Annotated in this window: 22 protein-coding genes; 10 read left to right on the forward strand and 12 right to left on the reverse strand. The window is 67.7% G+C overall.

Translation table 11 applies throughout. The features are described 5' to 3' along the window. The first annotated feature begins 196 nt into the window (after positions 1 to 196). The 3 genes from C3Y15_RS11080 to C3Y15_RS11090 all read left to right on the forward strand — a co-directional run bounded on the left by C3Y15_RS11080 (position 197) and on the right by C3Y15_RS11090 (position 3,541). Positions 197 to 2,185, forward strand: a complete 1,989-nt coding sequence (locus tag C3Y15_RS11080; RefSeq protein WP_069240205.1) for a PAS domain-containing hybrid sensor histidine kinase/response regulator — start codon at positions 197 to 199, stop codon at positions 2,183 to 2,185. A gap of 36 nt (positions 2,186 to 2,221) precedes the next feature. Further along, complete coding sequence (locus C3Y15_RS11085; RefSeq protein ID WP_059567809.1) at positions 2,222 to 2,644, forward strand: BON domain-containing protein; 423 nt, start codon at positions 2,222 to 2,224, stop codon at positions 2,642 to 2,644. Positions 2,645 to 2,899: 255 nt separating this feature from the next. Continuing rightward, positions 2,900 to 3,541, forward strand: coding sequence for a DUF4142 domain-containing protein (locus C3Y15_RS11090; RefSeq protein ID WP_059696220.1), 642 nt, complete (start codon positions 2,900 to 2,902; stop codon positions 3,539 to 3,541). A gap of 15 nt (positions 3,542 to 3,556) precedes the next feature. Here C3Y15_RS11090 and C3Y15_RS11095 read toward each other — a convergent pair whose 3' ends face one another. Then, positions 3,557 to 4,063, reverse strand: a complete 507-nt coding sequence (locus C3Y15_RS11095) for a PRC-barrel domain-containing protein (RefSeq protein WP_069240206.1) — start codon at positions 4,061 to 4,063, stop codon at positions 3,557 to 3,559. Positions 4,064 to 4,110: 47 nt separating this feature from the next. Next, the gene (locus C3Y15_RS11100) at positions 4,111 to 4,542 is read right to left on the reverse strand and encodes a CBS domain-containing protein (protein WP_011882196.1); all 432 of its coding nucleotides are present in this window, start codon (positions 4,540 to 4,542) and stop codon (positions 4,111 to 4,113) included. Positions 4,543 to 5,844: 1,302 nt separating this feature from the next. On the opposite strand from C3Y15_RS11100, the gene C3Y15_RS11105 reads away from it, so the two are divergent. From C3Y15_RS11105 to C3Y15_RS11120, 4 genes are all read left to right on the forward strand, one after another. Next, positions 5,845 to 6,156 (forward strand): hypothetical protein, encoded by a 312-nt coding sequence (locus tag C3Y15_RS11105; RefSeq protein ID WP_011882199.1) that lies wholly within the window; start codon positions 5,845 to 5,847, stop codon positions 6,154 to 6,156. 221 nt (positions 6,157 to 6,377) lie between these two features. Beyond that, positions 6,378 to 7,256, forward strand: a complete 879-nt coding sequence (locus tag C3Y15_RS11110; protein WP_045578020.1) for a MipA/OmpV family protein — start codon at positions 6,378 to 6,380, stop codon at positions 7,254 to 7,256. Positions 7,257 to 7,365: 109 nt separating this feature from the next. Beyond that, on the forward strand, positions 7,366 to 9,063 hold the full coding sequence (locus C3Y15_RS11115; RefSeq protein WP_124259679.1) for a VRR-NUC domain-containing protein: 1,698 nt from the start codon (positions 7,366 to 7,368) through the stop codon (positions 9,061 to 9,063). Continuing rightward, positions 9,060 to 11,369 carry an ATP-dependent DNA helicase gene (locus C3Y15_RS11120; RefSeq protein WP_059474896.1) on the forward strand — a complete coding sequence of 770 codons (2,310 nt, stop codon included), beginning with the start codon at positions 9,060 to 9,062 and terminating at the stop codon, positions 11,367 to 11,369. The genes C3Y15_RS11115 and C3Y15_RS11120 overlap by 4 nt, the downstream gene beginning before the upstream one ends. Positions 11,370 to 11,393: 24 nt before the next feature. On the opposite strand, the gene C3Y15_RS11125 is transcribed toward C3Y15_RS11120, so the two are convergent. The 3 genes from C3Y15_RS11125 to shiA all read right to left on the reverse strand — a co-directional run bounded on the left by C3Y15_RS11125 (position 11,394) and on the right by shiA (position 15,180). Continuing rightward, positions 11,394 to 12,164, reverse strand: coding sequence for an IclR family transcriptional regulator C-terminal domain-containing protein (locus tag C3Y15_RS11125; RefSeq protein ID WP_011882203.1), 771 nt, complete (start codon positions 12,162 to 12,164; stop codon positions 11,394 to 11,396). Between the two features lie 181 nt (positions 12,165 to 12,345). Next, positions 12,346 to 13,647, reverse strand: coding sequence for a UDP-N-acetylglucosamine 1-carboxyvinyltransferase (locus C3Y15_RS11130; protein WP_059474895.1), 1,302 nt, complete (start codon positions 13,645 to 13,647; stop codon positions 12,346 to 12,348). A gap of 225 nt (positions 13,648 to 13,872) precedes the next feature. Beyond that, the gene (gene shiA / locus C3Y15_RS11135) at positions 13,873 to 15,180 is read right to left on the reverse strand and encodes a shikimate transporter (protein WP_011882205.1); all 1,308 of its coding nucleotides are present in this window, start codon (positions 15,178 to 15,180) and stop codon (positions 13,873 to 13,875) included. A gap of 353 nt (positions 15,181 to 15,533) precedes the next feature. Between shiA and C3Y15_RS11145 the strand changes: the two genes are divergently transcribed. Further along, on the forward strand, positions 15,534 to 16,661 hold the full coding sequence (locus C3Y15_RS11145) for a VOC family protein (RefSeq protein ID WP_011882206.1): 1,128 nt from the start codon (positions 15,534 to 15,536) through the stop codon (positions 16,659 to 16,661). 308 nt (positions 16,662 to 16,969) lie between these two features. Here C3Y15_RS11145 and C3Y15_RS11150 read toward each other — a convergent pair whose 3' ends face one another. The 3 genes from C3Y15_RS11150 to C3Y15_RS11160 all read right to left on the reverse strand — a co-directional run bounded on the left by C3Y15_RS11150 (position 16,970) and on the right by C3Y15_RS11160 (position 19,893). Next, positions 16,970 to 18,301: a type II toxin-antitoxin system HipA family toxin gene (locus C3Y15_RS11150; protein ID WP_069240210.1), complete on the reverse strand. Its 1,332-nt coding sequence runs from the start codon at positions 18,299 to 18,301 to the stop codon at positions 16,970 to 16,972. Between the two features lie 2 nt (positions 18,302 to 18,303). Beyond that, positions 18,304 to 18,720, reverse strand: a complete 417-nt coding sequence (locus tag C3Y15_RS11155; protein WP_046426541.1) for a helix-turn-helix transcriptional regulator — start codon at positions 18,718 to 18,720, stop codon at positions 18,304 to 18,306. Between the two features lie 282 nt (positions 18,721 to 19,002). Continuing rightward, positions 19,003 to 19,893 (reverse strand): LysR substrate-binding domain-containing protein, encoded by an 891-nt coding sequence (locus C3Y15_RS11160; protein ID WP_014724893.1) that lies wholly within the window; start codon positions 19,891 to 19,893, stop codon positions 19,003 to 19,005. Positions 19,894 to 20,051: 158 nt separating this feature from the next. On the opposite strand from C3Y15_RS11160, the gene C3Y15_RS11165 reads away from it, so the two are divergent. Beyond that, positions 20,052 to 20,552 (forward strand): lipocalin-like domain-containing protein, encoded by a 501-nt coding sequence (locus C3Y15_RS11165; protein ID WP_034193539.1) that lies wholly within the window; start codon positions 20,052 to 20,054, stop codon positions 20,550 to 20,552. Positions 20,553 to 20,979: 427 nt separating this feature from the next. Continuing rightward, on the forward strand, positions 20,980 to 21,963 hold the full coding sequence (locus C3Y15_RS11170) for an HTH-type transcriptional regulator ArgP (RefSeq protein WP_014724891.1): 984 nt from the start codon (positions 20,980 to 20,982) through the stop codon (positions 21,961 to 21,963). On the opposite strand, the gene ssuE is transcribed toward C3Y15_RS11170, so the two are convergent. From ssuE to C3Y15_RS11190, 4 genes are read right to left on the reverse strand one after another with little or no spacing between them, the layout of a single operon-like run. Further along, the gene (gene ssuE, locus C3Y15_RS11175) at positions 21,953 to 22,546 is read right to left on the reverse strand and encodes an NADPH-dependent FMN reductase (protein ID WP_011882212.1); all 594 of its coding nucleotides are present in this window, start codon (positions 22,544 to 22,546) and stop codon (positions 21,953 to 21,955) included. The two genes, C3Y15_RS11170 and ssuE, sit on opposite strands and share 11 nt — an antisense overlap. 13 nt (positions 22,547 to 22,559) lie before the next feature. Next, entirely contained in the window at positions 22,560 to 22,841 is a 282-nt protein-coding gene (locus C3Y15_RS11180) for a 2Fe-2S iron-sulfur cluster-binding protein (protein WP_011882213.1), read from the reverse strand. Between the two features lie 21 nt (positions 22,842 to 22,862). After that, positions 22,863 to 23,606, reverse strand: coding sequence for an iron-containing redox enzyme family protein (locus C3Y15_RS11185; protein ID WP_011882214.1), 744 nt, complete (start codon positions 23,604 to 23,606; stop codon positions 22,863 to 22,865). After that, positions 23,603 to 24,964: an ATP-grasp domain-containing protein gene (locus C3Y15_RS11190; RefSeq protein ID WP_059894984.1), complete on the reverse strand. Its 1,362-nt coding sequence runs from the start codon at positions 24,962 to 24,964 to the stop codon at positions 23,603 to 23,605. Before C3Y15_RS11190 ends, C3Y15_RS11185 begins: the two co-directional genes overlap by 4 nt. Positions 24,965 to 24,969 lie beyond the last annotated feature (5 nt).

Raw genomic sequence — 24,969 nt, forward strand, 5'->3', positions numbered from 1 at the left:
ATGCCTGCGCGCACCGCGGCGGGCCATCCGACATGCGCCGCTGCGACATGCGGGGCGGTCCGCGGCCTACGCCCGAGATCCCGCGCAGGTACGCTGGTTGCTGCGCCGTCGAGGCTCGCCCGGCATGCTTTGCGGCTAGTCCTCCGCCGGGGCGGCAGCCGCGAAATGACGGTCGCCGGCGCGATGCAAGGTAAAGATGAGGACCTTAACCCGTGAGCTCTTTCGGCAGGGCGCGTGGGTGCTGCTTGCTGTCGGGGTGGCGTCCGCGCTGCAGGCGTGGGCGATTCGCGTCGTCGGCGTGCATGAGCCCTTCGCACCGCTGCCGTTCTATGCCGGCGTCGCGGCCGCCGCCTGGCTGACTTCGCTGGCCGGCGGGCTCGCTGCGACCGCCGTCAGTCTCGCCGTGATCGGCGCGCTGTGGTGGCGCCCGGCGGCGCCTTCCGAATTGCTGGCCCAGGCCGTCGCGTTCGTCGCGATCAGTTTCGTCGAGTGCGCACTGGTCGTGGCCGTCAAGCCGCTGTTTGCGAACGACCGCTTGCGCGGCGCCGACAGCGACGACGAAGCGCCCAGCCCGACGCGTCGCGAGCCCGCAGCCGCGCCGCTCGAGCATGCGCCTTCCGACGACTTGGCGTTGTTGCACAGCGTGGTCGACGCGTCGCCCGACGCCATCGTCGGCGTCGACGCGGGACGGCGGATCGTCAGCTGGAACCGGGCCGCGCGTCGGATCTTCGGCGTCGATGCGACGGCGGCAATCGGTCGCGACGTCACGACGTTGATCGCACCGCGCTGGCTCCGGCTGCAGCCGCTTCCGGCGTCGTTCGAGCACCCGCGCGCGGCCGTCGGCCCGTTCGACGTGCTGTGCGTGCGCGGCGACGGCGGCCGTTTCCGCGCGAGCTTCGCGGCCGCACCGATCGTCGATGCCGGCGGCCACTGCACGGGCCTGTCGATCACGCTGCGCGAGGCCGACCAACGGCGGCGCGACGAGCGCGGCCACCTGCGGGCGTTGCGCGGCGCACGCGTGCAGGCGGACCAGTCGAACCGGCTGAAGGACGAATTGCTGTCCACCGTATCGCACGAACTACGCACGCCGCTGAACGTGATCTACGGCTGGGTCGAGGTGTTGCGCAGCGTCGACGGTCAGGCATTCGCGCAGCAGGCGATCGATGCGATCGATCGCAGCGCGCGGTCGTTGTCGCGGATGGTCGGCGACCTGCTCGACGCATCGTCGCTCGCGACCGGGCGTACGCGGCTCGAGCGCGCGCCGGTCGATCTGGTGCGCATCGTGCGCGACGCGGTGCGCGAACTCGGCGGGAGCGCGGACGCGAACGGCATCGCGCTGTCGACCGACTGCGCATTGACGAACTGCGTCATTTCCGCGGACGGGGAGCGCTTGCGCCAGGTGCTGTCCAACTTGCTGTCGAACGCGATCAAGTTCACACCGTCGGGCGGTCGCATCACCGTGTCGCTGGCCCGCGCCGGCGCGCGCGTGCGCATGGCGGTCACCGATACGGGCCACGGCATTTCCGCCGAGCGTTTGCCGCATCTGTTCGATACGTTCAACCGGCCGGAAGGCGCTGCGGCCTCGCCGAAACGCGGGTTGGGGCTCGGCCTGTCGATCGTGCGCAATATCGTGCGGCTGCACGGCGGCGACGTGGCGGCGAGCAGCCCTGGCGCCGGCCTCGGCACGACCGTGACGGTGACGTTGCCGGTGGACTGGGACGCCGACGATCCGGCCGCTGATCCGGCGCGCCCGGCCACGGCGTTGAAGGCGGTCGCGCTCGACGGCTACCGCGTGCTGGTCGTCGACGACGACGCCACGTCGCGCGCGAGTCTCGCGGCCGCGCTCGAAACGTTCGGCGCGCAGGTCGCACTGGCGCATTCTGGGCGCGACGCGCTGAACGCGCTGTCGCGCCAGCGGCCTGGCGTCGTGCTGTCCGATCTCGCCATGCCCGACGGCGACGGCTTCTGGCTGCTCGATCACATCCGTCATCTGCCGGGCGACGACGCACGCATGCCCGTGGTGGCCGTGACCGCGCATACCGGCGCGGAAGACCGCAAGCGCGTGATGGCGGCCGGCTTCGACGCGTATCTGCCCAAGCCGGTCGATATGCCGACGCTCGCGAGCGTGATCGTCGACGTGTCGTCCGAAGGCGACGGAGCGGCGGCCGGCCGGGGACAGCACTGAATTGCGGTGGCATGCGCCTATCCCGAGGAGCGGACGATGAAGCGATCGAACTACACGCAACGCGACGGCACCGGCGGCCGACCGGCGCATCGCATGCGGATGCGGATGCGGATGCGGCCGGCCGCGCAGATCATCGGCGCGTGGCTGCTGTCCTGCGCGTGCGTCGCGACGCCGCGCGCGGCAGCGGCCGACGAAAGCGTGGGGCACAAGCTCGCGAGCGAAGCATCGGCGGTGGGCGGCCAGCTGCGCGATGCGACGCTCGCATCGCGTATCCGCGCGGCGCTCGTGGCCGAGCGCGGCCTCGCGTCCGACGACATCGATGTCCAGGTCCACGGCCGCGTGGCCGAGTTGACGGGCAGCGTGCCGGACGAGCCGCAGCATGCGGCGGCGATCCGCGTCGTGCGTGACGTCAGCGGCGTGAGCGGTGTGCAGGATCGGCTGAAGGTGGGCCGGAAGTAGCGCGACGCAGCGGGGTGGTCGAGTTGATGCAGCAGCGTTGCCACGACCTACAGCATGCGGCGGCGCTTCACGTCGTGCATGACGCGGAGGGACGTGCGTGAGAGACGCCGACGGCGCTCTGGAAGCAGCGTTCCGGACGAGCGCCGTGTGACGGGGCTGCAACCGTTCCGAGTTCGCGCTGCGCCGCTGCGCCGCATACGCCCGCAGCCGTCGCGATTTTCGCGCGCCGATCGACCGACGAATACGGAGACGCCGATGAAGACGAGCACGAACCATCACGGCAACAGAGGCCACCGCAGGGCGTCCCCTCGCATCCCGCTGCTGCTGTCGATACCGACGGCGCTTGCACTGGCCGCCACCTCGGCGCTCCCGCAGCCGCCCCCGGCATCCTCGGTGCGCGTTGCCCCTGGCGTCGTGCGCCCGGGCGAGACGCCCGACGAGGCGGACATGACACGACGGCCCACCGGTTTCGATGCGGAGTTCGTCGACAAGGCCGGCATCGTCGGCAAGACCGAGGTGGAGGCGAGCCAGCTCGCGCTCGAGCGCTCGTCGAATCCGCAATTGAAGGCGTTCGCGCGCAGAATCGTCGACGACTACGGCCGCATGACGGCCGAACTGCGCCGGCTCGGCGCACGTAAAGGCGTGCCCGTGCAGACGCGCATGCTGGTCGACCCGGCGCTCACTGCGCTGCGCACCGAAACGGGCGTGGCGTTCGACAAAGGCTATCTGTCGGTCGCCGGGCCGACGGCGCAGGAGGCGGCGGTGAAGCTCTACGAAGCCGAACGTCGCGACGGCCGCGACGCGCAGCTTCGCGCGTTCGCGGCCGATGCGCTGCCCACCCTCAACGAACACCTTCGCGCGGCGCGCGAGCTTGCACGGTCCGTTGCGGCGCGTTAGGCCGCCACCTCCATCTCATTGCCGCTTGGTCGTCGCGTCATTCTCCGGGCCGCCGGGCGACGCCTCGTAAGGCGGCGAATCGAGCGCCGTTTCGCCTTCCTCGATCAGCCAGTAGGGCGACGCGCCGTAGTACGCATGCAGCGCCTCGGCCCACGCCGGATCGGCCATCGCTGGCCAGCGATCCTTGTCGAAGCCCGGCGCCTCGCGCACGCGCTCGGTCGGCACCGGCAACACGAAGCAGCGACGCGCCGCATCGAGCGTCAGCACGTTCCACGGCAGCGCGAGCAGCTTGTCGCCGATGCCGAGAAAGCCGCCCGACGACACGACCGCATACGCGATCCGGCCGGCGCGCACATCGAGCATGATGTGCGTGACCTTGCCGATGTCGTCGCCGTCGATGGTCAGCACGTGATCGTCTTCCAGCGTGCCGGCGGCCATCACGTCCGGCCCCGGCCCGCCCGTCGAGCGGCCGTCATCGCCGACGATCCCTGCATGCGCGCGTGGCGCCCGGTCGGTTGTCATCGCTGTTCTCCTGGTCGAAACGATAGGGGGTGCCTGGGTAGCCGCCATCACCGCCGGCGCGGCAGCGACACGTCCTCGAGCGTGTTGGCCAGCTCGTCGCGCGCCGGGCCGCCGGCGCGCGTCGCGATGTCGCCGAGCGACACGATGCCGACCACGCGGCGCTGGCCGTCGAGGACCGGCATCCGGTGCAACTGCACGTCGGCCATGCGCTGCTGGACGTCGCCGACGCCGTCGTCCTCGATGCACCATTGCACCGGCGCCGACGCGACGGCCTTCACCGGCGTGTCGGGCGAATGGCCATGCGACAGCGCGCGTATGGCGAGGTCGCGGTCGGTCACGATCGCGACCAGTTCGCCGCCTTCGCATACGGGCAGCACGCCGATGTCGAAGCGCTGCATCAGTTCGGCCGCATGGCGGATCGTGTCGTTCGGCGCGACGCAGACGACGTCGCGCGACATGATCTCGTTGACGCGATACATGGACGCCTCCTTTTTCAGAGCAAGATGAGCGCGGAGCAGGATGCGTGCCGCGCGCGGTTCACTCGCGGCCGGCGAACGGGTCGCGCGGTGCGACAAATTTGCCAGCGCGCTTGTACATCTTCCACGGCTGCTGCCGCGGCCGGCTCGACGAGCAGTGCGTCAGTGTCCGACGCCCGTCATCACGACGATGGCGAACACCAGCGCGCTCTCGACGGCCGCGAGCGCCGCGACGCCCGCGGCGCCGCTGACCTCGTGCCATGCACGTTCCATGCGTTTCATCTGTCTGCTCCGGTCGGTCCGGCCCGGCGCAGCGTGGCCGCGCAGCCTGGGCCGGGTGCCGCCGTCAGCCGTGATCGCGGCGGCGGTGTCAGGACATCCGGCGCGCGTGGTTCGCGCGGAGCCGGAAGGGTGTCGCGGCGTCGATCGCGCTCGCACCGCCGAGGGCGGGTTGGGCGCTGTCAGGGAGCCTTGCATCGATCGGTTCGTCGATATGGACTTCCCGGCACGGCCGTCGCAACACGCTGATGCGGAGACGGAAAGGAGCGGCGGCCGCTGACACGGCATCGCGGCCGCCAGCCCGAGTGATCGAACCTCCGGGATCGAAGGGCGCAACGACCGTACCTGTATACGGCGCGCGGGATGTCGCTTATCGCGACGTCACGCATGCGGACGCGGCAATACATCGCGATCCGCCAAGGGACAAAGAAAGGAAAACGCCGACGAATAAGCCGCTGCGAGGCGACGGTACGCGGTGATTTCTGCACGTGGCGCGAGCGTTTCGACGCAAGGAAGCTCGCCCCGCGCATCTATCGAGTTCAATGGAACGTACGAGCGCTGCGTGGGACGGCACCTTCTGCGCGAAGCCGCGCTGCGCGCGCTCATCGCTTGTCGCCGCGAACGCGCGCAGCGCACGGCCCACGTCGCAAGCCCTGCGCTCCGCAGCAACCCGCCGCAGCGGCTCACCAACCGATACCACCTCGCGCCGCCCGCATCGCCCGCCGCAAAAAACACGACCACCAAGGCCCAGCAGGCACGCTGTTTGCGCACGCTCGCCGCGCCAATCGACACGCGCGACCCGCCGCGCAGGAGCCACATGAACAGCCGATCCTTGCTGCACCGTCCGGAACCCACGCCCGACCTCGATCCCGATCCAGCGCTGCCGGAGCACGACGATCCGGTGGACCCGCCCGTGCCGGCCGGCCCGCCGCAAGGCGACCCGCCGTCGCGGCCGCCGCCGGTACGGATGCCGGGCGGGGGCGGCGCACCGCAGCCGGCCGCGCGCTCACTGAGAGGAGGACCATCATGGACATTCACGTGCAATCGCCGGACAAGCGCGCGATCGCCCAGGTGCTGGGCCGCTATTTCGAGTCGCGTTCGCTGCGCTATCACATCGAGGAACTGCCGGGCGGTGTGCTGCAGATCGGCTTTCGCGCAAGCGGCCGGCCGGCTGCCGTCACGGTGTCGTTCGACGAGTCGGCTTACGACACGTATACGCACTGGGACGCCAGCCAGAAGCAGCTCGCGCTCGGCCGGCTCGCCGACGGCTTCTCGCGCATGATGTCCACGCGCAGCACGGCCGCGCTCGCCGGCGACTATCACGTCGAGCGTTTCTGATTCAGCCATTCAGCCCCGGCTTGCGCCGGATCCCGGCAAAGCGCCCCGGCTCAACGGGCGCTTTGCGACTTTGCGCGCGTCGCGTAGGATATTTGCTGTTAAGCGCACGCTACGTTCGCACGGCCCGCTGCCGGCGGCCTTGGCCGGCAGCGCGCGACGCGCTTTGATCAGAGTTCATCTTGATTCGAGTTCGATACGCATACCCGACGGAGATTGCCCCGATGACCGTTGCCCGCCCGTTGCTGTCACCCGGCATGCGCCGGCTGGTGTTCGGCCTGTCCGCCTTCACTGCGCTGACCGCGGTCGGCGCGCGCGACGCGGCGGCCCAGACGCCTTCGCCGCTCGGCGAATGGCAATATTCGGCGGGCGTTCCGCTGCGGAAGATCTTCAGCCCCACGATCCCGACGTGGCAGGTGAGCGTCGGCGCCGCGATGACGCTGCAGCCGCGCTATGAGGGCTCCGATCGCTATCGGGTGATGGGCGGCCCGAACGTCGACATCCGCTATCGCGATCTGTTCTTCCTGTCGACGGGCGAGGGGCTCGGCGCGAACGTGCTGCGCGGGCCGAACTGGCGCGTGAGCATGTCGGTCGGCTATGACCTCGGGCGCCGCTCGGCCGACGACCTCGGCCATCTGAACGGCCTCGACAACATCAACGCGGCGCCGGTGATGAAGCTGGCCGCCGACTACGTGATCTCGAAGGACTTCCCGCTCGTGCTGCGCGCCGACGTGCGGCGCAGCATCGGCGGCTCGAACGGCTGGGTCGGCGATTTCTCCGCGTACATGCCGATGCCCGGCAGCAACGAGCACTTCTTCTGGTTCGCCGGGCCGACCGTATCGTTCGCCGATTCGCGCTACATGAACAGCTGGTTCGGCGTGAACCAGGGCGCAGCCGCGCGTTCGGGGCTGCCGGCCTATTCGTCGGGCGCGGGGATGAAGTCGTTCGGCGCCGGCGTGACGATGGTCTGGTTCGTCAACAAGAACTGGTTCGTGACGATGGACGGCGCGATCGAGCAGCTGGTCGGGCGCGCAAGACGCAGCCCGATCACGCAGCAGTCGACCAACGGCGTGTTCGACATGTCGGTCAACTACCAGTTCTGATTGCCTCGGCACGCCGCGGCGCGCATGTGACGCACCCGCGCGCGCCTGCGGCATCCGGCGTCACGGTGATATGATTCCGACCTGTACAAACGTACAGTGATCGATCCCCGTGACGCCTGCATCGCCGCCGCCTCCGGCGTTTTACTACCTGACCAATTTCGAACGTGCGCTCGCGTGGCTCGGCGAGCGCTACGACGACCTGCTCGACGCCGCCGAGCGCGCGTTCGTCGCCGAGTTCGCGCGGCTGCCGCAGGCATCGCGCGCATTGCTCGTGCGGATGCTGATGCGCAACGGCTCGGACTTCCGCGCGAGCAAGCTCGCGTATGACGAGATCGGCTGCCCGCTCGACGCGGCCGCGCCGCTCGCCGCGCTCGGCTGGGTCGATCCGGCGCCCGCGCTGACGCTCGATGCGCTGTTCGCGCTGTCGACGCGCGCCGATCTGCTGAAGATGTTTCCGTCGCTCGGTGCGCATGCGGGCGAGCGCAAGCCGGAATGGCTCGAACGCCTGCGCCCGGCTTACGGCGACGTCGCGCAACCGCTCGAGACATGGTGCGCCCAGGTCGACGATCGCGTGCTGCGGGTGACGGTCGGCGCGCTGTGCGAACGGCTGCGGCTGATGTTCTTCGGCAATCTTCATCAGGACTGGACCGAATTCGTGCTCGCCGATCTCGGCGTGTTCCAGTACGAAAGCGTGCCGTTCGCGCCGTCGTCGCGCGCGTTCCAGCAGCGTGCCGACGTCGATGCGTATCTCGCGCTGCACGCGTGCCGCGCGGCGCTCGACGCCTGGCCGGACGAGCTGCCGTTCGACGCGTTGCTCGACGCGATCGACTTGGTCGAATGCGCGCAGCCGTGGCTGGCGACGCGCCGCGCGAAACTGCTGTTCACGCTTGGCCAGACCTGCGAGCGCCGCGCCGACTGGGACGCCGCGCTCGACGCGTATGCGCGCAGCGCGTGGCCGGGCAGCCGGCATCGGCGTATTCGCGTGCTGGAACACTGCGAACGCATCGCCGATGCACTCGCGCTCGCGCTCGACGCGCGCGAGCGCTTCGAAAGCGACGAGGAACGCCAGCGGGTCGAGCGGATGCTGCCGCGCTTGCAGCGCCGTCTGGGGCAGCCGGTCGAACGCGCGCGCAGCGCGCCGGCCGTGTCGCGCGAGACGCTCGTGCTGGCGCGCCCGGACGCGTCCGTCGGCGTCGAATACGCGGTGCGCGACCATCTTGCGCAGCCGGGCGCGCCGGTCCATTACGTCGAGAACACGCTGATCAATTCGCTGTTCGGACTGCTGTGCTGGGAGCCCGTGTTCGCGGCCGTGCCCGGCGCCTTCTTCCATCCGTTCCAGCGCGGCCCGGCCGACCTGCACGCGCCCGATTTCGCGGTGCGCCGCGCGGACGCGTTCGCCGCCTGTTTCGCGCAGCTCGACTCGGGCGCATACCAGGACACGATCCGTCGGCACTATGCGACCAAGACGGGGCTGCAGTCGCCGTTCGTGTTCTGGGGCGTGCTGACCGACGAACTGCTCGACGACGCGCTCGCGTGCTTGCCGCCCGAGCATTTGCGGCTGTGGTTCACGCGCCTGCTCGCGGATATCCGCAGCAATCGCTCGGGGCTGCCCGATCTGGTCCGCTTCTGGCCCGGCGAGCGGCGCTACGAGCTGATCGAGGTGAAGGGCCCCGGCGACCGGCTGCAGGACAACCAGACGCGCTGGCTCGCGTACTGCGTGGCGCACGGCATCCCGGTGCGCGTCGTCGATGTCGAATGGGCGGGCGCCGGCGTCGAACACGCCGAAGCGGCGGGGCTGTCCGCATGAGCTACGTCGTCGCGGTGCGGGCGATGTGCGAGTTCACCGCGCGGCGCGGCGATCTCGACCTGCGCTTCACGCCCGCGCCGACCGCGCTCGAAGGCATCGCCGGCCACGGCGCCGTCACGTCGGCGCGCGGCGCACGCTACGAAACCGAAATCGCGCTCGCCGGCACGTGGGGCACGCTGACCGTGCGCGGGCGTGCGGACGGCTACGACCCGGTCGCGAACCGCCTCGAGGAGATCAAGACTTACCGCGGCAGCCTCGACGCGATGCCGGCCAACCATCGCGCGCTGCACTGGGCGCAGGCGAAGGTCTATGCGCATCTGATGTGCGCGACGCGCGGCCTCGCCGAAATCGACGTCGCGCTCGTCTATTTCGACATCGTGTCCGAGCGCGAAACGGTGCTGACGGAAACGCTGAGCGCCGAGGCGCTCGCCGCATTCTTCGCCGAACAGTGCGCGTGCTTCGTCGGCTGGGCCGAGCGCGAGGCCGCGCATCGTGCGGCCCGCGATGAGGCGCTGCGCGCGCTGACGTTCCCGCACGGGCAGTTCCGCAGCGGGCAGCGCGAGCTGGCCGTGTCCGTCTATCGCGCGGCGCGCGACGAAGGCTGCCTGATCGCCCAGGCGCCGACCGGGATCGGCAAGACGCTCGGCACCGTGTTTCCGATGCTGAAGGCGTGCGGCGAAGGCAAGCTCGATCACGTGTTCTTCCTGACCGCCAAGACGCCCGGCCGCGCGCTCGCGCTCGACGCGGCCAGGACGCTCGGTGCCGGCACGCCGGCGCTGCCGCTGCGCGTGCTCGAACTCGTCGCGCGCGACAAGGCATGCGAGCATCCCGATCGCGCGTGTCACGGCGAGTCGTGCCCGCTGGCGCAGGGCTTCTACGACCGGCTGCCGGCCGCGCGCGACGCCGCGATCGGCGCGGGGCTGCTCGATCGCGAGACCGTGCGCGCCGCCGCGCTCGCGCACGACGTGTGTCCGTATTACCTCGCGCAGGAGCTGGCGCGCTGGTCCGACATGGCGATCGGCGACTACAACTACTACTACGACGGCAGCGCGATGCTGCATGCACTCGCACAGCAGAACCAGTGGCGCGTCGGCGTGCTCGTCGACGAGGCGCACAACCTGCTCGACCGCGCCCGGCGGATGTACAGCGCGTCGCTCGATCCGTTCGCGTTTGCCGCCGCGCGCGAAGCGGCGCCGCCGACGCTGCGCAAGGTGTTCGACCGGCTCGCGCGCGCGTGGGGCGCGCTCAATCGTGCGCAGGCCGAGCGCTATGCGGCGTACCCGGCTATTCCGGCGGGGCTCGTGTCCGCGGTGCAGAACCTCGTGGCGACGATCGGCGAGCACCTGACCGATGCGCCGCGCGCGAACGACGACGCGCTGTTGCGCTTCCATTTCGATGCGATCCAGTTCGGCGTGCTCGCCGATGCATTCGACAGCGCGTCGATCTTCGACGCGACCTTGCACGGCGAGCCGCTGCCGCGTCAGGCGGCACTCGACACGGTCGATGCGCTCGTGCCGGCTGCGCGCCGCCGTCGCATCCAGTCGACGCTGTGCGTGCGCAACGTGATACCGGCCGGTTTTCTCGCGCCGCGCTACGAGGCCGCCCGCGCCACCGTGCTGTTTTCCGGCACGTTGAGCCCGTTCCGGTTCTATCGCGACACGCTCGGCTTGCCGGCCGACACGGGCTGGCTCGACGTCGAAGGGCCGTTTCGCGCCGAGCAGTTGACGGTGCGCGTGGCGAGCCACGTGTCGACGCGCTGGCGCGATCGCGACCGCTCGCTCGAGCCGATCGTCGATCTGATCGCCGCGCAATATGCGACACGCCCCGGCAACTACCTCGGCTTTCTGAGCAGCTTCGACTATCTCGCGCGCGTCGTCGCGCTGATGCAGGCGCGCCATCCCGACGTGCCTGTCTGGGCGCAGTCGCCCGGCATGGCCGAAAGCGAGCGCGACGCGTTCCTGGCGCGCTTCGACGCCGGCGGACGCGGCGTCGGCTTCGCGGTGCTGGGCGGGGCGTTCTCGGAAGGCGTCGATCTGGTCGGCGAGCGGCTGATCGGCGCGTTCATCGCGACGCTCGGCCTGCCGCAGATCAACGACGTCAATGAACAGATGCGGCGCGCGATGGACGCGCGTTTCGGCAACGGCTACGACTACATCTATCTGTATCCGGGCCTGCAGAAGGTCGTGCAGGCGGCCGGGCGCGTGATCCGCACCGAACGCGACGAAGGCGTCGTGCATCTGATCGACGATCGCTACCGGCGCCGCGAGGTGCGCGATCTGTTGCCGCGCTGGTGGCGCATCGGTTGAACGCGAGGGCGGTGCGGCGCGCCGCTACAGCACGTTGAGCATCGCGAGCGCCGTTTCCTGCAGATGCGGAAGCACGCGCCGCACCGCCGCGTCGGTCGATTCGCCGGCGATCGGCATGTTGGTGCTCAATGCGGCGACCACTTCGCCGTGACGATTCTTCAGCGGCACCGCGATGCCGCGCACGCCCACCTGCAATTGCTGCTCGATCACCGCGAAGCCCGCGTCGCGCGCGTGGTCGACCTGTTCGAGCAGGCGCGCCTTGTTCGTGATCGTGTGCGGCGTGAACGGCGCCAGTTCGGTGCCGTCGAGCCACGCGCGCACGGCCTCGCGGTCGGGATGATGGGCGAGCAGCACGACGCCCGGCGACGTCAGCGGCGCCGGCACGCGCGCGCCGAGCACGAAGCCGGTCGTCATCACGCGCGACACGCCGTTGCGGGCGATGAACACGAGTTCCCAGCCGTCGAGCACGCTCACGTACGCCGATTCGTTCAGCGACGCGCTCAGTTGCTGCAGATACGGCTGGACCATGCGCGGCAGGCGTGCCGAGTCGAAGTATGACCAGCCGACCCGCAGCACGCGCGGCGTCAGCCCGTAGAGCTTGCCGTCGGTGTACACGTAGCCGAGCGATTCGAGCGTCAGCAGGTAGCGGCGCGCGGCCGTACGCGTGAGGCCGGTGCGCGCGGCAGCCTGGGTAGGCGTCATCCGTGCATGCTGACTGTCGAATGCCTCCAGAATCATCAGGCCTTTTTCCAGGCCGGCAATCCAGTCGCGTCGGTCGAGTTCGGGCTTTTTCATCGTCGAGGGCGGAGTGGGGCGCGTGCGGTCGCCGCGCCCGGGCCGGCGATCATCGTGCGAATGCGCGGCTGGGAGGCGAGGCGGTCGATGCGGTCGACGGCTTGCGATGGAGGACGCCGCAGCGACGCGGCGGGATGGGCACGAAGCATCGGATGCGGCGTGCGCCGCATCCGGGATGCCGTTACTCGCTGCTCGTCCACTCGACGTTCGCGCCGACCGAACGCAGGTTTTCGACGAAGTGCGGATGGGCACGACGGATCGGCAGCGCGTTCATGATTTCCGAGCGGCCTTCGATGCTCGCGGCCACCATCAGCAGCGCGATCGCGACGCGGATGATGTACGGGCTTTCGACGCGCGCCGGCGTCAGCGTCAGCCCGCCGAACGTGATGAGCCGGTGCGGGTCCGACAGCAGCACGTGCGCGCCGAACTTCGACAGCTCGCCGGACCAGCCGAGCGCGCCGTCGTAGACCTTGTTCCAGAACATCGCGCTGCCTTCGGCGCGCACGCCGAGCGCGATGAAGATCGGCAGCAGGTCGACCGGCAGGTACGGCCACGGCGCGGCTTCGACCTTCGTGAGGATGTTCTGCGTAAACGGACGCCGCACGCGCAGCGGGCCGTCGCGTTCCGCGCGCGACCAGCCGTCGCGGTGCGTGACGGTCACGCCGAACTTCGCGAAGGTGCGGTCGATCAGCGGGAAATGCTCGGGCGACGAATTGCGCACCGTGATGTCGCCGCCGGTGATCGCGCCGAGCGCGAGGAACGTCGCGATCTCGTGGAAGTCCTCGGCGAAACGGAACTCGCCGCCGCCGAGCTTGCCGCCGCCCGTCACGCACAGCCGCGAGGTGCCGAGCCCGTCGATCGCGACGCCGATCATCGCGAGGAACTGGCAGAACTCCTGCACGTGCGGCTCCGACGCCGCGTTCATCAGCGTGGAGGTGCCGCTGGCCGCCGTCGCGCACAGCGCGAAGTTTTCGGTGGTCGTCACCGATGCGTAGTCGAGCCAATGATCGTTGGCCGTCAACGGGCCGTCGGCGCGGACGATCAGCGAATCGGGCGTGCGCTCGATGTGCGCGCCGAAGCGCTCGAACACCTCGACGTGCGGGTCGATTTCGCGCACGCCGAGCGTGCAGCCCTTCACGTCGTTTTCGAGCCGCGCGACGCCGAAGCGCGCGAGCAGCGGCGGAATCAGCATGATCGACGAGCGCATCGCCTCCGGCAACCGGTGGACGGCCGGATCGAACGTCGTGTTGCGGTGGTGCAGCTCGAGGATGCCCGTCGCGAAGTCGACCGACACGTCGCTGCCGAGCGTGCGGAAGATGTCGAGGATCTTGCGCACGTCGGTGATGTCCGGCACACCGACGAGACGCAGCGGCTGATCGGTCAACAGGGTGGCGCACAGGATCGGAAGGACGGCGTTCTTGTTCGCGGACGGCTTGATGTCCCCGCGCAGCGGGGTGCCGCCGTGGACGATGAGATTCGACATGATATGGGGGCGTATCGGTGACTGACGTAGGCCCATATGATGCCATTGGTCGGCGACCGGCGTGGAATGTTCGGCACGGAAAAGGGGCGTGCGCGTGGGGGGCTTGACCGTGTTTGACGTTGGCTGCAGGCGCGACGCGCGGCTGCAGGTCGGCCGGGCGCCGCGCCGCGCATGGCCGGGCCCATATGGCCGGCCGATGCCGGGCCGGCCATGACGCTCATGGCGTCATTGGGTCACCCGCATCCGCGCGGCGACGACCAGCGAGATCAGGCAACCCACGGCGAGATAGCCGGCGACGAGATGCCACGCGCCGCCCGCGAAGCTGACCAGCGCCACCGCGATGAACGGCGTGAAGCCGCCGCCGACGACGCTCGCGAACTGATAGCCGACGCCCGCGCCGCTGTAACGGTACTCGGCGCCGAACAACTCGGTGAAGAGCGGCTGCTGGACGCTGACCACCATGTCGTGCGCGGCATTGGCGAGCAGGATCGAGAACACGACGATCCACGCGACCGAGCGCGACTCCAGCGCGAGGAAGAACGGCACCGCCGATGCGAGCCCGATCAGCGCGCCGGTCAGATAGATGCGGCGCAGGCCGAAGCGATCGGCGAGCCACGCGAAGCTCGGGATCGTCACGCAGCTCACCGTGCCGACCAGCAGGCCGATGCTCAGGAACAGGTCGCGCGACATGCCGAGGTTCGACGTCGAATAGCTGAGCGCGAACGCGGTGACGATGTACATCGTGAACAGCTCGGCCAGCCGCAGCGCGACGATCAGCAGGAACGCCTTCGGATGGCGCGTCAGCGCTTCGAGCACCGGCAGGCGCAGCTTGCGGTTGCCGTGCTCGACCTTCTCGACGAACTCCTGCGACTCGTCCATGCTCTTGCGCACCCACAGTCCGATCAGAACCAGCACGATGCTGAACAGGAACGGCAGCCGCCAGCCCCACGACTTGAACGCGGCGTCGCCGAGCGTGTGGCTCAGGATCGACACGATGCCCGTGGCCAGCACCAGCCCGACGCCGTAGCCGACCTGCACGCCGCTGCTGTAGAACGCCTTCTTCTGCTTCGGCGCGCTTTCGACGGCCATCAGCGCCGCGCCGCCCCATTCGCCGCCGACCGCGAAGCCCTGGATCGCGCGCATCGTCACGAGCAGCACCGGCGCCCACCAGCCGATCGTCGCGAAGCCGGGCAGGAGGCCGATCGCGACGGTCGACAGCCCCATCAGCATCACGGTGAGCACCAGCATCCGCTTGCGGCCGAGCCGGTCGCCGTAATGGCCGAACACGACGCCGCCGAGCGGACGGAACAGGAAGCCGACGCCGAAGGTCGCAAACGCCGCGAGCGTGCCCATCGTCGGGCTGACCTTCGGGAAGAACGCGGAATTGAAGACCAGCGCGGCGACGATTCCATACAGCAGGAAGTCGTACCAGTCGACGACGGCGCCGACAAAGCTGCCGATCGCCGCCTTGCGGGCCTGGCTGCGGGCGCGCTCGCCGGCAGCGGTGTCGAGGGTGTCGAAAGTTGGGGTCACGACGGTGTCTCCTGGCATCGCGCATCGTGATTCGCGGCGGCGCCGCGTCCGATGCTGCATTGAGATGATTGGGTGAACCGAGAATAGGGCGCGCGCCACACGGCGGCAATTGGCCGATCGGGAGATTTGCGCGATTATCGTTCTTCGATGTGCGATTATCGGACGCTTTGCGGGTTTGCACTAGACGCGCCACCGGCTGGCCGAACGGCCGGGGTGTGCCGCCGTGAACGATCTGGTTAAAATCTCGACCATCGAAACCTTGCCCGACTCGGGCGGACCTCGGCCGTCGCATCGGCCGGCGGGCGCCGCGCAGGTCGGGCGTACTCACCGACCGCATGCCTCCGGAGACTGGAATGCCCGGCAATTCTCACCCACTGTCCAGCGATACGCCGCCCGTTGCCGATCCGGCCGCCAATCCGCTCGGGATGGCCGGACTCGAATTCGTCGAGTTCGCGGCGCCGGTGCCGGACGCGCTCGCGCAGCGCTTCGAGCAACTCGGGTTCAAGGCTGTCGCGCGCCATGTCAGCAAGAACGTCACACTGTACCGGCAAGGACAGATGCAGTTCCTGATCAATGCGGAGCCCGATTCATTCGCCGCTCGCTATGCGGAGGAGTACGGGATGGGCGTGTGCGCGATCGGGCTGCGCGTGGCAAGCGCCCGGCGTGCGTTCGAGCGTGCGATCGAGCTGGGGGCGTGGGCGTTCGAGGGCGAGCGGGTCGGCGTCGGCGAACTGAAGATTCCGGCGATCCAGGGCATCGGCGATTCGCACCTGTACTTCGTCGATCGCTGGCGCGGGCGCGACGGTCAGCGCGGCGGCGTCGGCGACATCTCGATCTTCGACATCGATTTCCGGCCGATCGACATCGCGACCGCGCACGCCGATCTCCACTGCGAGGGCACCGGGCTGCAACAGGTCGACCACTTCACGCAGACGGTCGGCGCGGGGCGCATGCGCGAGTGGCTCGACTTCTACCACGACCTGCTCCACTTTCGCGAAATCCACGAGATCGACGCGCACTGGCACGTGTCGGAGGAATCGCGCGTGATGGTGTCGCCCTGCGGCGCGGTGCGGATTCCGGTCTACGAGGAGGGCACGCGCCGCACCGAGCTGATGCACGCGTATCTGCCCGATCATCCCGGTGAGGGCGTGCAGCACATCGCGCTCGCGACCGACGATATCGTCGCGAGCGTCGATGCGCTGCGCGCGAACGGCGTCGACTTCGTCGAGCCGCCTGCGCGCTATTACGACGAAGTCGATGCGCGACTGCCGGGGCACGGCGTCGATCTCGACGCGTTGCGCCGCTGCGCGGTGCTGGTCGATGGCGAAATCGGCGCCGACGGCGTGCCGCGCCTGTTCTTCCAGACCTTCGTCAAACGCCGGCCCGGCGAGATCTTCTTCGAGATCGTGCAGCGTCAGGGGCATCACGGGTTCGGCGAAGGAAACCTCGCCGCGCTGGCGCGCGCCCGCGACGCCGGCTGAGCGGTACGGCGGATTGCTTAGGCGCGGCCGCCGCAAGCAGGGCGGCAGCCGCGGCGGTGCTTTCAGGGAGCGGCGGACGCGAGTACGCGGCGGCATGCCGCTTCGCGCCGTTTGCGCATTGCATTGATCAGGCGCCAGTCGTGCGGTTGCGCAGTAGCGGCCGTGGTCCCGATCGCCGCTCGGCCGAGCGCAGGATCGAGTACGACGGGCTCCGTGCCGGGCACGCAGCTGCATGAGCACGGCGGCGACCATCGTGCGGACCACGGGTGCGGACGTATTCTGCGCACGCTGCGTGGTGTGCAGGCGGCCTAGTCGGCCGCCTGCAGCTTGCGCGCCTGAGCGCGCATCCCGTCGAAGATCGCGTCGGCCACATCCATCGGGAAATCCGCCGGAATGTGCGACGCGACGTCGGCGATCACCGCTTCCGTGCGTGCCGCCACGTCGGCCATGGCTGCGCGCACGTCGTCCTCGGTCAGCCCGACGCGGCTGCCTTGCGCGATCCAGTGACGCGGCCGGATGTCGCCGATCACGTAATGACGATTCTTCCCGCACACGGCCATCGCGAGCCGTGCGCGCCGCGGCGACAGCTGGTTGCGGCGCGTCCCGATGATCGGATGCGCGGACAACACGTCATACAGCGGCGTGCTGCGATACGTGTTCCCCGGCAAGTGCGCGATGCTGAAGTTCTTCGCGTGGCCGTCGATGGCCGCGAGTACCCAGAACACCAGCTGCGTGACGAAGAAGTTCATCCGGTCCTGCGCGGCGGCGGAATTCGCGAGGATGCCCATGATCGCCGCGATGCCCGGACCGCCGTCGGATTCGTATTTCATGCCCGACGGCGTGCCGGTAGCCTGGCACATGTCCTCTTGCGGCAGCCGCAGGATCCATGTGCGGTTGCGGGACGGTCTGCGATCGAAGCGCTCGACCACCAGCGCCTTCTGATCGTCGAACCGGCCGATGTCGCAGGCGGCCACCGGCAAGCCGTAAGCGGCGACGATCTTCGAGCACAGCCATTCATTTTCGACCGACGTCCGCATGTCGGCCTGCATGTTGCCGACGCGGCCCAGCGGCAGCTTGAAGATATGAGTGGTGGGCGTGCTGCCCGACGGCAGCATCCAGCGGTTGCCTTGACGCAGCAGCGCGGTCTTTTCCTGCGCGCCGGCGATCGACAGGCGCAATTCGCCGCCCGATTCGGCATGGCCCGGCAGCGGTGCGGCGGTCGCGTCGCGCAGTACGCCGGCCACGGCCGCTTCGTCGAGCACCGTGCCGTCGATCGATTCGAGGTCCAGCGGCGTCTCGCCGGGCGGCAGCAATTGCAGCGCGCCGACGCAGTCACGGCCGATCGACGCGAGCAGTTCGAACGGCGCCGTGGACGCCAGCCGATAACGCTGCGCGATGCGGCGGCGGATCGGCTGGCTGTCGGGCAGCAGGTTGTCGAAGTAGTCGGCGACGGTCGCGCCCTGATGCGGCTGGTTGCCCGGCGTGAATGGCAGCGACAGGGACAACGGCCGGCCCTGCGGATCGTCGATCCAGGTTGGCAGGTAGACGAGGCGTTCGACGCCGCGTCGAATTTCCCAGTAACCGACCGGAATGCCGTTCATCCATAGGTCGAGGCGGTCGTGGCGGGGGCGGCGAACCATCGTCACCAGTCCTCGCGGCCGGCGTCACGCGCTTTGCGCGGTGCGGCCGCGGCAGGCTGCTTGCGCGTGGCCGCACGCGTGGCTTTCGCGGCGGCCGGCGCCGGGGCGGGCTGAGCGGACCGGTTTGACGAGCCGGACGAGCGCCGCCCAGACGGCGGCGATGTCGGCTCGGGCGCGGACGCGGAAGGTGCGGGCGCCGCAGCGTCGCCGGGCTCGAGCGTCACGCGCACGCCGAGCACATTCAGCACCTTGAAAAGCCGTTCCATGCTGACTGCCGAGGGATTGGCCTCGAGCTGCGCGTACGACTGCTGCGTGACGCCGAGGCGGGCCGCGAGTTGCGCCTGCGTGAGCCCAGCTGCCTTTCGGAAGCCGACGAGGATCGGGCGCAATTGGGGCAAGGTCTGGACAGGGAATGCCATGGGCTCTCCGCGGAATGACAGGCGATCGCTTGTAATGGGTAAATACAGTCTATCGAATGTATTTGCAAGATACAAATCGTAGCCTGTATTCGGCGAAAACAAGCGATAGGCTGTTGGGGAGTCGCTGGGGCGGAGCGTGGAACGGGGCTGCTGCGCGCCTTATGGGCGGTGGTTGCAGTCGCGGTGCGACAGGTTGTTGGTGCCGCGCCGCGACTGAGCCGCTTCATGACATGACCTACTGGTCCAAGTGGCACGGTTTTGTGGGCTAGGGTTGCGATCGCGCTACGCGGCACGTCGTGCATCGGCAAGATTCGCGATCAGATTGTCGACCACGACGCGCTTCAGACTGACGAGCGCCGCCGACGCGTCGAGATCGCCCGAGTGGATGCACAGCTCGACCGACGGCAGCGGCGGCAGGCCGTCCCGTTCGCCCAGCCGGCGTAGCGTCGGCGGGACGCCGGCCATCGTCCTCAGCGTGATCCCCAGCCCGCCCGCGACGCCCGCCCACAGGCTTTGCAGGCTGCCTGTCGTATAGGCAAGTCGCCACGGGATACCTGCGTTGTCCAGCGCGCTCGTGCCGGCCTTGCGGAACATGCAGGGCGACTTGTACAGCGCAAGATCGAGCGGCTTGCCGGATGGCGGACGGATGTCGAGGCCGGCCGGCCCGATCCACGCCATCGGCAGGGTGATCAGGTGCTCGGCGTCGGCACGGCTTTCGGCACCCATCGCGAGCACGACGTCAAGTTCGCCTGCGTCGAGCCGCTCGAGCAATTGTCCGTTGCGTTCGACCACGATTTCCACGCGCACCGCAGGATGTGTGCGTTTGAACTGGCCGAGCGCGGTGGGCAGCCACGATTCGGCGAAGTCTCCGGGCAGACCAAAGCGAACCGCGCCTTCGATCGCCGAGCCGCGGATCGCTTGCACGGCCTCGTCATTCAATTCCAGGATGCGGCGTGCATACGACAACATCAGATCACCCGCCTCCGTCGGGACGAGGCCGCGCCCCTGGCGACGAAATAGCGGCTGGCCGATCTGCGTTTCGAGCTTGCGCATCTGCTGGCTGACCGCGGATTGCGAGCGGCCGATCCGGTCCGCGGCGCGATTGAGGCTGCCGAGCCGGTCGGCAGCGAGCAGTGTGCGCAGCGCGTCCATGTCGAGATTAGGAACGGTCATGATGTCGTTTCTCTTATGGGTCCGTTTCGAATTATCGTATTTATCGCACATTTTCGCAGCTACCATCAACTCGACCATCTCCCCCGACCGGGATGGATGCGGATTCCGTTGCCGATATAGGCGGTGTGTCTTTCAAATCTTTCATCTAAGGAGTGACCATGAACATCGGTTCGATACTCAGACAAGGTATCCCTGGCTTGCTACTGGCCGCATCGATCATTCCGGCCGGCGCGTCCGCTGCGCCGTCGCTCGCAGGTACCTGGACACTCGTCGCCGCCGACGTTCAACATCCCGATGGGACGCGTGGCCGCGACTATGGTGCCGATCCGAAGGGCTTGCTGTTGATCGACACGAGCGGAAATTATTCGCTGCAGATCTTCAAATCGGAACGGCCGCGCTTTTCGTCGAATGACAAAAGCAAGGGCACGCCCGACGAGTATCGAGATGCAGTGCTGGGATCAAGCACGCATTACGGTTCAATCACGATCGATCCGGCAGAGGGCACGCTGACGTTTCACATCAAAAACTCGTCGTTCCCGAATTGGGTAGGACAGGAACAGAAAAGGAATTACGAATTGAAAGGGAATGAATTGAGTTATCGCGTAACGCCGCGACCGAATGGCGATGTGCCGATTTCCGTCTGGCGGCGCGTGGATTGAGCATTGTTTCCAATTAAAGCGGAAATCGGTTGTCGTGCGATTGAAACATCTTCATTCTGGATATAACCTGCTTTGGCATTAGCCTTCGAGCGAGCTGTTAAAACTGCCAGTGAATACGATTTTTAAAAAGACGTAAGATGGGCTCCGTGACTTGAAATTATGCAGGTTACTCATCAAATAAATATTCTTAATCCCATTTGAGGTTGGCTTACCGCCTCCTTGTCGAATCGCCGGAGATCGTCCTCGGTAAACGGAGAGTCCGCTGGATTAATCCCCGGCATGACGGGTCGTCGTGCCGCATCGCGGCGAAACGGCAAGTGCGCGGTACTCAACCCCTCTTCGTGCGCGATACGAGAGGGCAATCCTTCGTCCCGCGCGCGCTGTTGAGCGGACGGATCACTTGCTTGAAGTTTGGTAGGGGATTTCAGTGCTAGATCGACAACAACTCGAAGCTTTTGCCGTCGTCGTCGAAACGAGGAGTTTCGAGCGTGCGGCGGAACGGCTGAATATTACGAGGGCCGCCATCTCGCAACGCATCAAGGCGCTGGAGGATGCATTGGCGGCGGCCCTGCTGGTCCGCAGCAAGCCGCTGGCACTGACGCCGGTGGGCGAAGTTCTGTTCAAGCACACCACGGCGGTGCGTCTGCTCGAAGCCGATACGTTCAGCCAGATCGACCGTCGTGGCAATCGGGGCGGCATGCAACTCGCGGTCGGCGTCGATGCGTATTCAATCGATGCATGGTTCGGCCGGGTCGCGCACCGGATTATCGAGCGCAACGTGCTCGAACTGGAAGTCGTTGTCGACGATGCGGACCCGGCCTTTCCGGCGCTGGCGCGTGGTGAAATCATCGGCAGCGTGTCGACGGTGTCGAGGCCAGTCCAGGGCTGCATTGCCGTACCGCTCGGCGCAATGATCTATCGATGTGTCGCGAGTTCGGCCTTCATCGAGCGCCATTTCGAGAAAGGCTTCAATCTCCACGCTGCATCGTTGGCTCCGGCGGTCGAGGTCGGCAGACGCACGGCGCTGCTCGAACGGTATTTCGAGGCGGCATTCGGCGTGAGCGTCGGCCGCTATCGAAGAAACTTGCTGCCGTCGATCGCGTCGCAGCTCAAGACGATCCAGTCCGGCCTGGGATACGGCATGCTGCCGGAGCAGACGGTGCTGCCGTTTCTCGAAGACGGCCGGCTCGTCGACGTGCGACACGACATGCCGCTTCCTGTGCCGTTGTACTGGCATCGATGGCGCGCGGCCCCCCCGGTCTGCGAGACGCTGTCCGAGGAACTGGTCAATCGCGCGCGCGAGGTTCTGGCCGCGGACGACCGCGAGCGAGTCGGGATGAGCGAGCACGTGCATGAAGCGGTAACACCGGCTCGCATGTGCGAATCCGTCGACTGCGCCGCTACGGGTTGACGGCTATCTCCGTTCGTTCGCTCGCCGCGAGAGTGCCGAGACGGGTAAGCGCCGCACGTTCGTCGAGCACGTGCATCAGCGATTCCACCGCGCCGTGCAAGCGCTGCGCGAGCGGCGCTGCGATCCGGTATTCGCCGTCGACGCGCGCGATGTCGGCTTCGGTGGCGAACACGTTGTCGAGCACGTGCCGCGCGCCGAGCGCGGTGAGCACCGGTTTGAGTGCATAGTCGAGTGCAAGCAGATGGGCGAGACTGCCGCCGGTCGCGAACGGCAGCACCGGCTTGTTTGCGAAAGCCGCCTGCGGCAGCAGGTCGAGGAAGGCCTTGAATAAACCGGAATAGGACGCTTTGTAGAGCGGCGTCGCGACGATGACGGCGGCCGCGTGCTGCACGGCCTCGAGCGCCGCCTGAATGGCGGGATCGTTCCAGTCGGCATGAAGCAGAGCACCAGCCGGCAGATGCCGGATGTCGATGCACTGCACCCGGTGGCCGCGCGCAGTCAGCCGCTCCGACGCAATGCGGAGGAGGTGCCGACTGCGCGACGGCTCGGTGGGACTGCCCGACAGCATCACGATATCGAACATGGCGATCAAGACCTCAACACTGTCGAATCGTTACGTCGCCGCGCAGCCGGCACTGGCATGCAAGACGCTTGTCGCCGTGGTCGTGACCGAGCCATTCGAGAAACGTGCTTTCCTTGTCTTCGGGATGCGAAAGATTGTCCATGCCCGCCAGTACCTCGATCACGCAAATGCCGCACATTCCCGCGCGGCATCCGAAGGTCAGTCCGCCCAGTTGAAGCTCCGCCGCGTCCGACAGATACGCGTCGTGCGGCAGCGCGAACGATTCGCCGGTCGTGCTGATGATGACTGTATGCATGTCCGCTCCGTCGAAAGTGGCTCAGGCTGCCGCGCGGTGGCCGACTGTGGCCTCGAAGAGCTCGCGGAAATACAGCGCGAGAATGGTCTGGATGTCGTCGAAATAGCGCAGCACTTTGTCGACGTCCGCCTCCTCGCGAATCAGGTAGCGCAGGATGCGCCACATCTCGCCCGCGTGATCGTCTCCGACGTCCGTATTGATGTGCGCGAGTTGCCCCTTGATCTTGTCCTCACCGAGCGTCTCCTTCATCGACTTGATCTGGCGGGGCGTGAGCTTCGCGGTCGTGTATTCGACCAGGTAGCTGGACGCGACCACGCCGATCGGATGCTCGTGTTCGGCGATGAAGTAGAAAAACCCCTGCAGCAGCCTCGTCGCGAGGAATGGCTCGGTCGCGTACAACTCCTCGTCGGTTACGCCGAGTGCCTTGCAGTCTTGCCTGAACAGCGTGTCGTGATTCATTTCCTCGGCCTGGTATTCCGCATACAGCTGCGCGGCCTCGGGAGAGATCTTCGTGATCGCGTGGAGAGCCTTGGCGTGCGCGGAGCGGCTGAGACGAATGCGCCAGACGTGCTCGATGGTATGACGGCGATACCACTGGCTATCGAGCTTGCTGCCTTCGAGATGGCTCGCGTAGGGGACGGTTGCCGCCCATTCGGCCATTTTCTTGTCGAGATAGCGATCGAGTCGATTACGGACAGCTTCGCCGTCTGCGAGCGAGTAGAAGGGAATCGGATGGTCGATGCCGCAATGCTGGACGCGATTCATGATTTCTCCTGGGGTGTGGGTTCTGCATCGGTAACTGCTGAGTCGGAATAGCGAACGACGAGCTGCGCGTCGAGCATCGCCGAGAGCGCGCGCACCTGGGTCGCGATGTCGGACACGGGCACCTTCCAAAGCGCGTTCAGGATGAAGATGCCGCGTTCGGAATCGGGTAGACGGGTGTGAGGCCGGACCGGCATGTCGACGATGTCCGGCGCGGGCGTCAGCCGGTCGATCGACAGCACTTCGAGCGTGCGATTGCGTTCGCCGTATCGGCTGAAGAACACGGTGCCGTCGCTGAGCGTGCCCGCCCGCCGCCGCGTGCTTTCGCGCAGCGCGTCCAGGCGCCGGTGCCACGCGCCGGCGGCGGTTCGTTCGGTACAGAGTGCTTGCACCCAAAGCTCCAGCATCGAGATGCCGCCGGTGAACACGCCGACGCTCTGATTGATCAGGGCGCCGCCCATGCGAGCGTTGATCTCGATGATGTCCCATCGGCCGGCGCGCCCGTCGAAGCGGGTCTCGATGTGGTAGCACCCGTCGGTGAGGCGCAGCGCGGCGAGGCATTGCTCGATGAACTGCTCGCCTTCGCGCTGCTGCGCGTCGGACAGGGCGGGTGCCGGCAGCGAGTTGCCCATCTCGAGCGTCGTACCGGTAGCGTCGTCGAGGTATTTCGCGTGTACGCCGATGACGTAGCTGCGGGCATCGGTCGCGACGACTTCGAAGCTATACTCGTCGCCGCCGATGTAGTCTTCGGCGATGAAATCGAACTGCCCGTCGAAGATCGCCCGAAACGCGAGGTCGGCACGCATCTGCTCGCGCAGCGCGTCGAGGCGAGCAAGCGTCAAGCCGGCATCGAGCCGGAAGCAGGCGAACGAACCGGCGCCGCGACGTGGTTTGACGAACAATGATCGATCGCTCGCAAGCAGCGCGGGGAGCGTCGCGTGGTCGAGCAGCGTAGCGCGTGCTCCGCTCAGGTTGAGCGCGTTGAGCTGCGTGCGGCACTGCAATTTGTCCATACAGACCCGCAGCGCGTCGGGATCGGCGTCCGTGGCGCCCAGCAGGCGATTGGCGCGCGCCATCAGTAATCGGTAGCCTTCGAATGTGGCGAGCGTCGCGACGATCGCGAAGCTCTCCGCCCGTGCCTCCGCCATCGTCTCCTCGACGTGCGCGTCGTTCAGATAGTCGTCGTCGACGTGCCAGAGCCGGGCGGCGCCCACGGCGGAAATCTGTTCGAGGTCGCGCGGATCGCGAGCGCGCGAACTGAGGATGACGAGCGCGATGCCCAGGCGCTCCGTATATGTGCGAACCAGCGCTGCGTAAGAGCGGGCCTGATGCGCGAAAAGAAGCAGGGCGGGCGTACTCATGATCC

It is taken from the genome of Burkholderia sp. B10 (assembly GCF_004368385.1).
GTDB classification, from domain to species: Bacteria; Pseudomonadota; Gammaproteobacteria; order Burkholderiales; family Burkholderiaceae; genus Burkholderia; species Burkholderia vietnamiensis.

Excerpts from the sequence above, each read along its gene's own strand:
- C3Y15_RS11130 (WP_059474895.1), bottom strand. The coding sequence starts at position 13,647 with ATGTCGAATCTCATCGTCCACGGCGGCACCCCGCTGCGCGGGGACATC.
- C3Y15_RS11085 (WP_059567809.1), top strand. The coding sequence starts at position 2,222 with ATGAAGCGATCGAACTACACGCAACGCGACGGCACCGGCGGCCGACCG.
- C3Y15_RS11090 (WP_059696220.1), top strand. The coding sequence starts at position 2,900 with ATGAAGACGAGCACGAACCATCACGGCAACAGAGGCCACCGCAGGGCG.
- C3Y15_RS11120 (WP_059474896.1), top strand. The coding sequence starts at position 9,060 with ATGAGCTACGTCGTCGCGGTGCGGGCGATGTGCGAGTTCACCGCGCGG.
- C3Y15_RS11160 (WP_014724893.1), bottom strand. The coding sequence starts at position 19,893 with ATGACCGTTCCTAATCTCGACATGGACGCGCTGCGCACACTGCTCGCT.
- ssuE (WP_011882212.1), bottom strand. The coding sequence starts at position 22,546 with ATGTTCGATATCGTGATGCTGTCGGGCAGTCCCACCGAGCCGTCGCGC.
- C3Y15_RS11110 (WP_045578020.1), top strand. The coding sequence starts at position 6,378 with ATGACCGTTGCCCGCCCGTTGCTGTCACCCGGCATGCGCCGGCTGGTG.
- C3Y15_RS11125 (WP_011882203.1), bottom strand. The coding sequence starts at position 12,164 with ATGAAAAAGCCCGAACTCGACCGACGCGACTGGATTGCCGGCCTGGAA.
- C3Y15_RS11100 (WP_011882196.1), bottom strand. The coding sequence starts at position 4,542 with ATGTATCGCGTCAACGAGATCATGTCGCGCGACGTCGTCTGCGTCGCG.
- C3Y15_RS11185 (WP_011882214.1), bottom strand. The coding sequence starts at position 23,606 with ATGAATCGCGTCCAGCATTGCGGCATCGACCATCCGATTCCCTTCTAC.
- C3Y15_RS11095 (WP_069240206.1), bottom strand. The coding sequence starts at position 4,063 with ATGACAACCGACCGGGCGCCACGCGCGCATGCAGGGATCGTCGGCGAT.
- C3Y15_RS11180 (WP_011882213.1), bottom strand. The coding sequence starts at position 22,841 with ATGCATACAGTCATCATCAGCACGACCGGCGAATCGTTCGCGCTGCCG.
- C3Y15_RS11105 (WP_011882199.1), top strand. The coding sequence starts at position 5,845 with ATGGACATTCACGTGCAATCGCCGGACAAGCGCGCGATCGCCCAGGTG.
- C3Y15_RS11145 (WP_011882206.1), top strand. The coding sequence starts at position 15,534 with ATGCCCGGCAATTCTCACCCACTGTCCAGCGATACGCCGCCCGTTGCC.
- C3Y15_RS11080 (WP_069240205.1), top strand. The coding sequence starts at position 197 with ATGAGGACCTTAACCCGTGAGCTCTTTCGGCAGGGCGCGTGGGTGCTG.
- C3Y15_RS11150 (WP_069240210.1), bottom strand. The coding sequence starts at position 18,301 with ATGGTTCGCCGCCCCCGCCACGACCGCCTCGACCTATGGATGAACGGC.
- C3Y15_RS11190 (WP_059894984.1), bottom strand. The coding sequence starts at position 24,964 with ATGAGTACGCCCGCCCTGCTTCTTTTCGCGCATCAGGCCCGCTCTTAC.
- C3Y15_RS11165 (WP_034193539.1), top strand. The coding sequence starts at position 20,052 with ATGAACATCGGTTCGATACTCAGACAAGGTATCCCTGGCTTGCTACTG.
- C3Y15_RS11155 (WP_046426541.1), bottom strand. The coding sequence starts at position 18,720 with ATGGCATTCCCTGTCCAGACCTTGCCCCAATTGCGCCCGATCCTCGTC.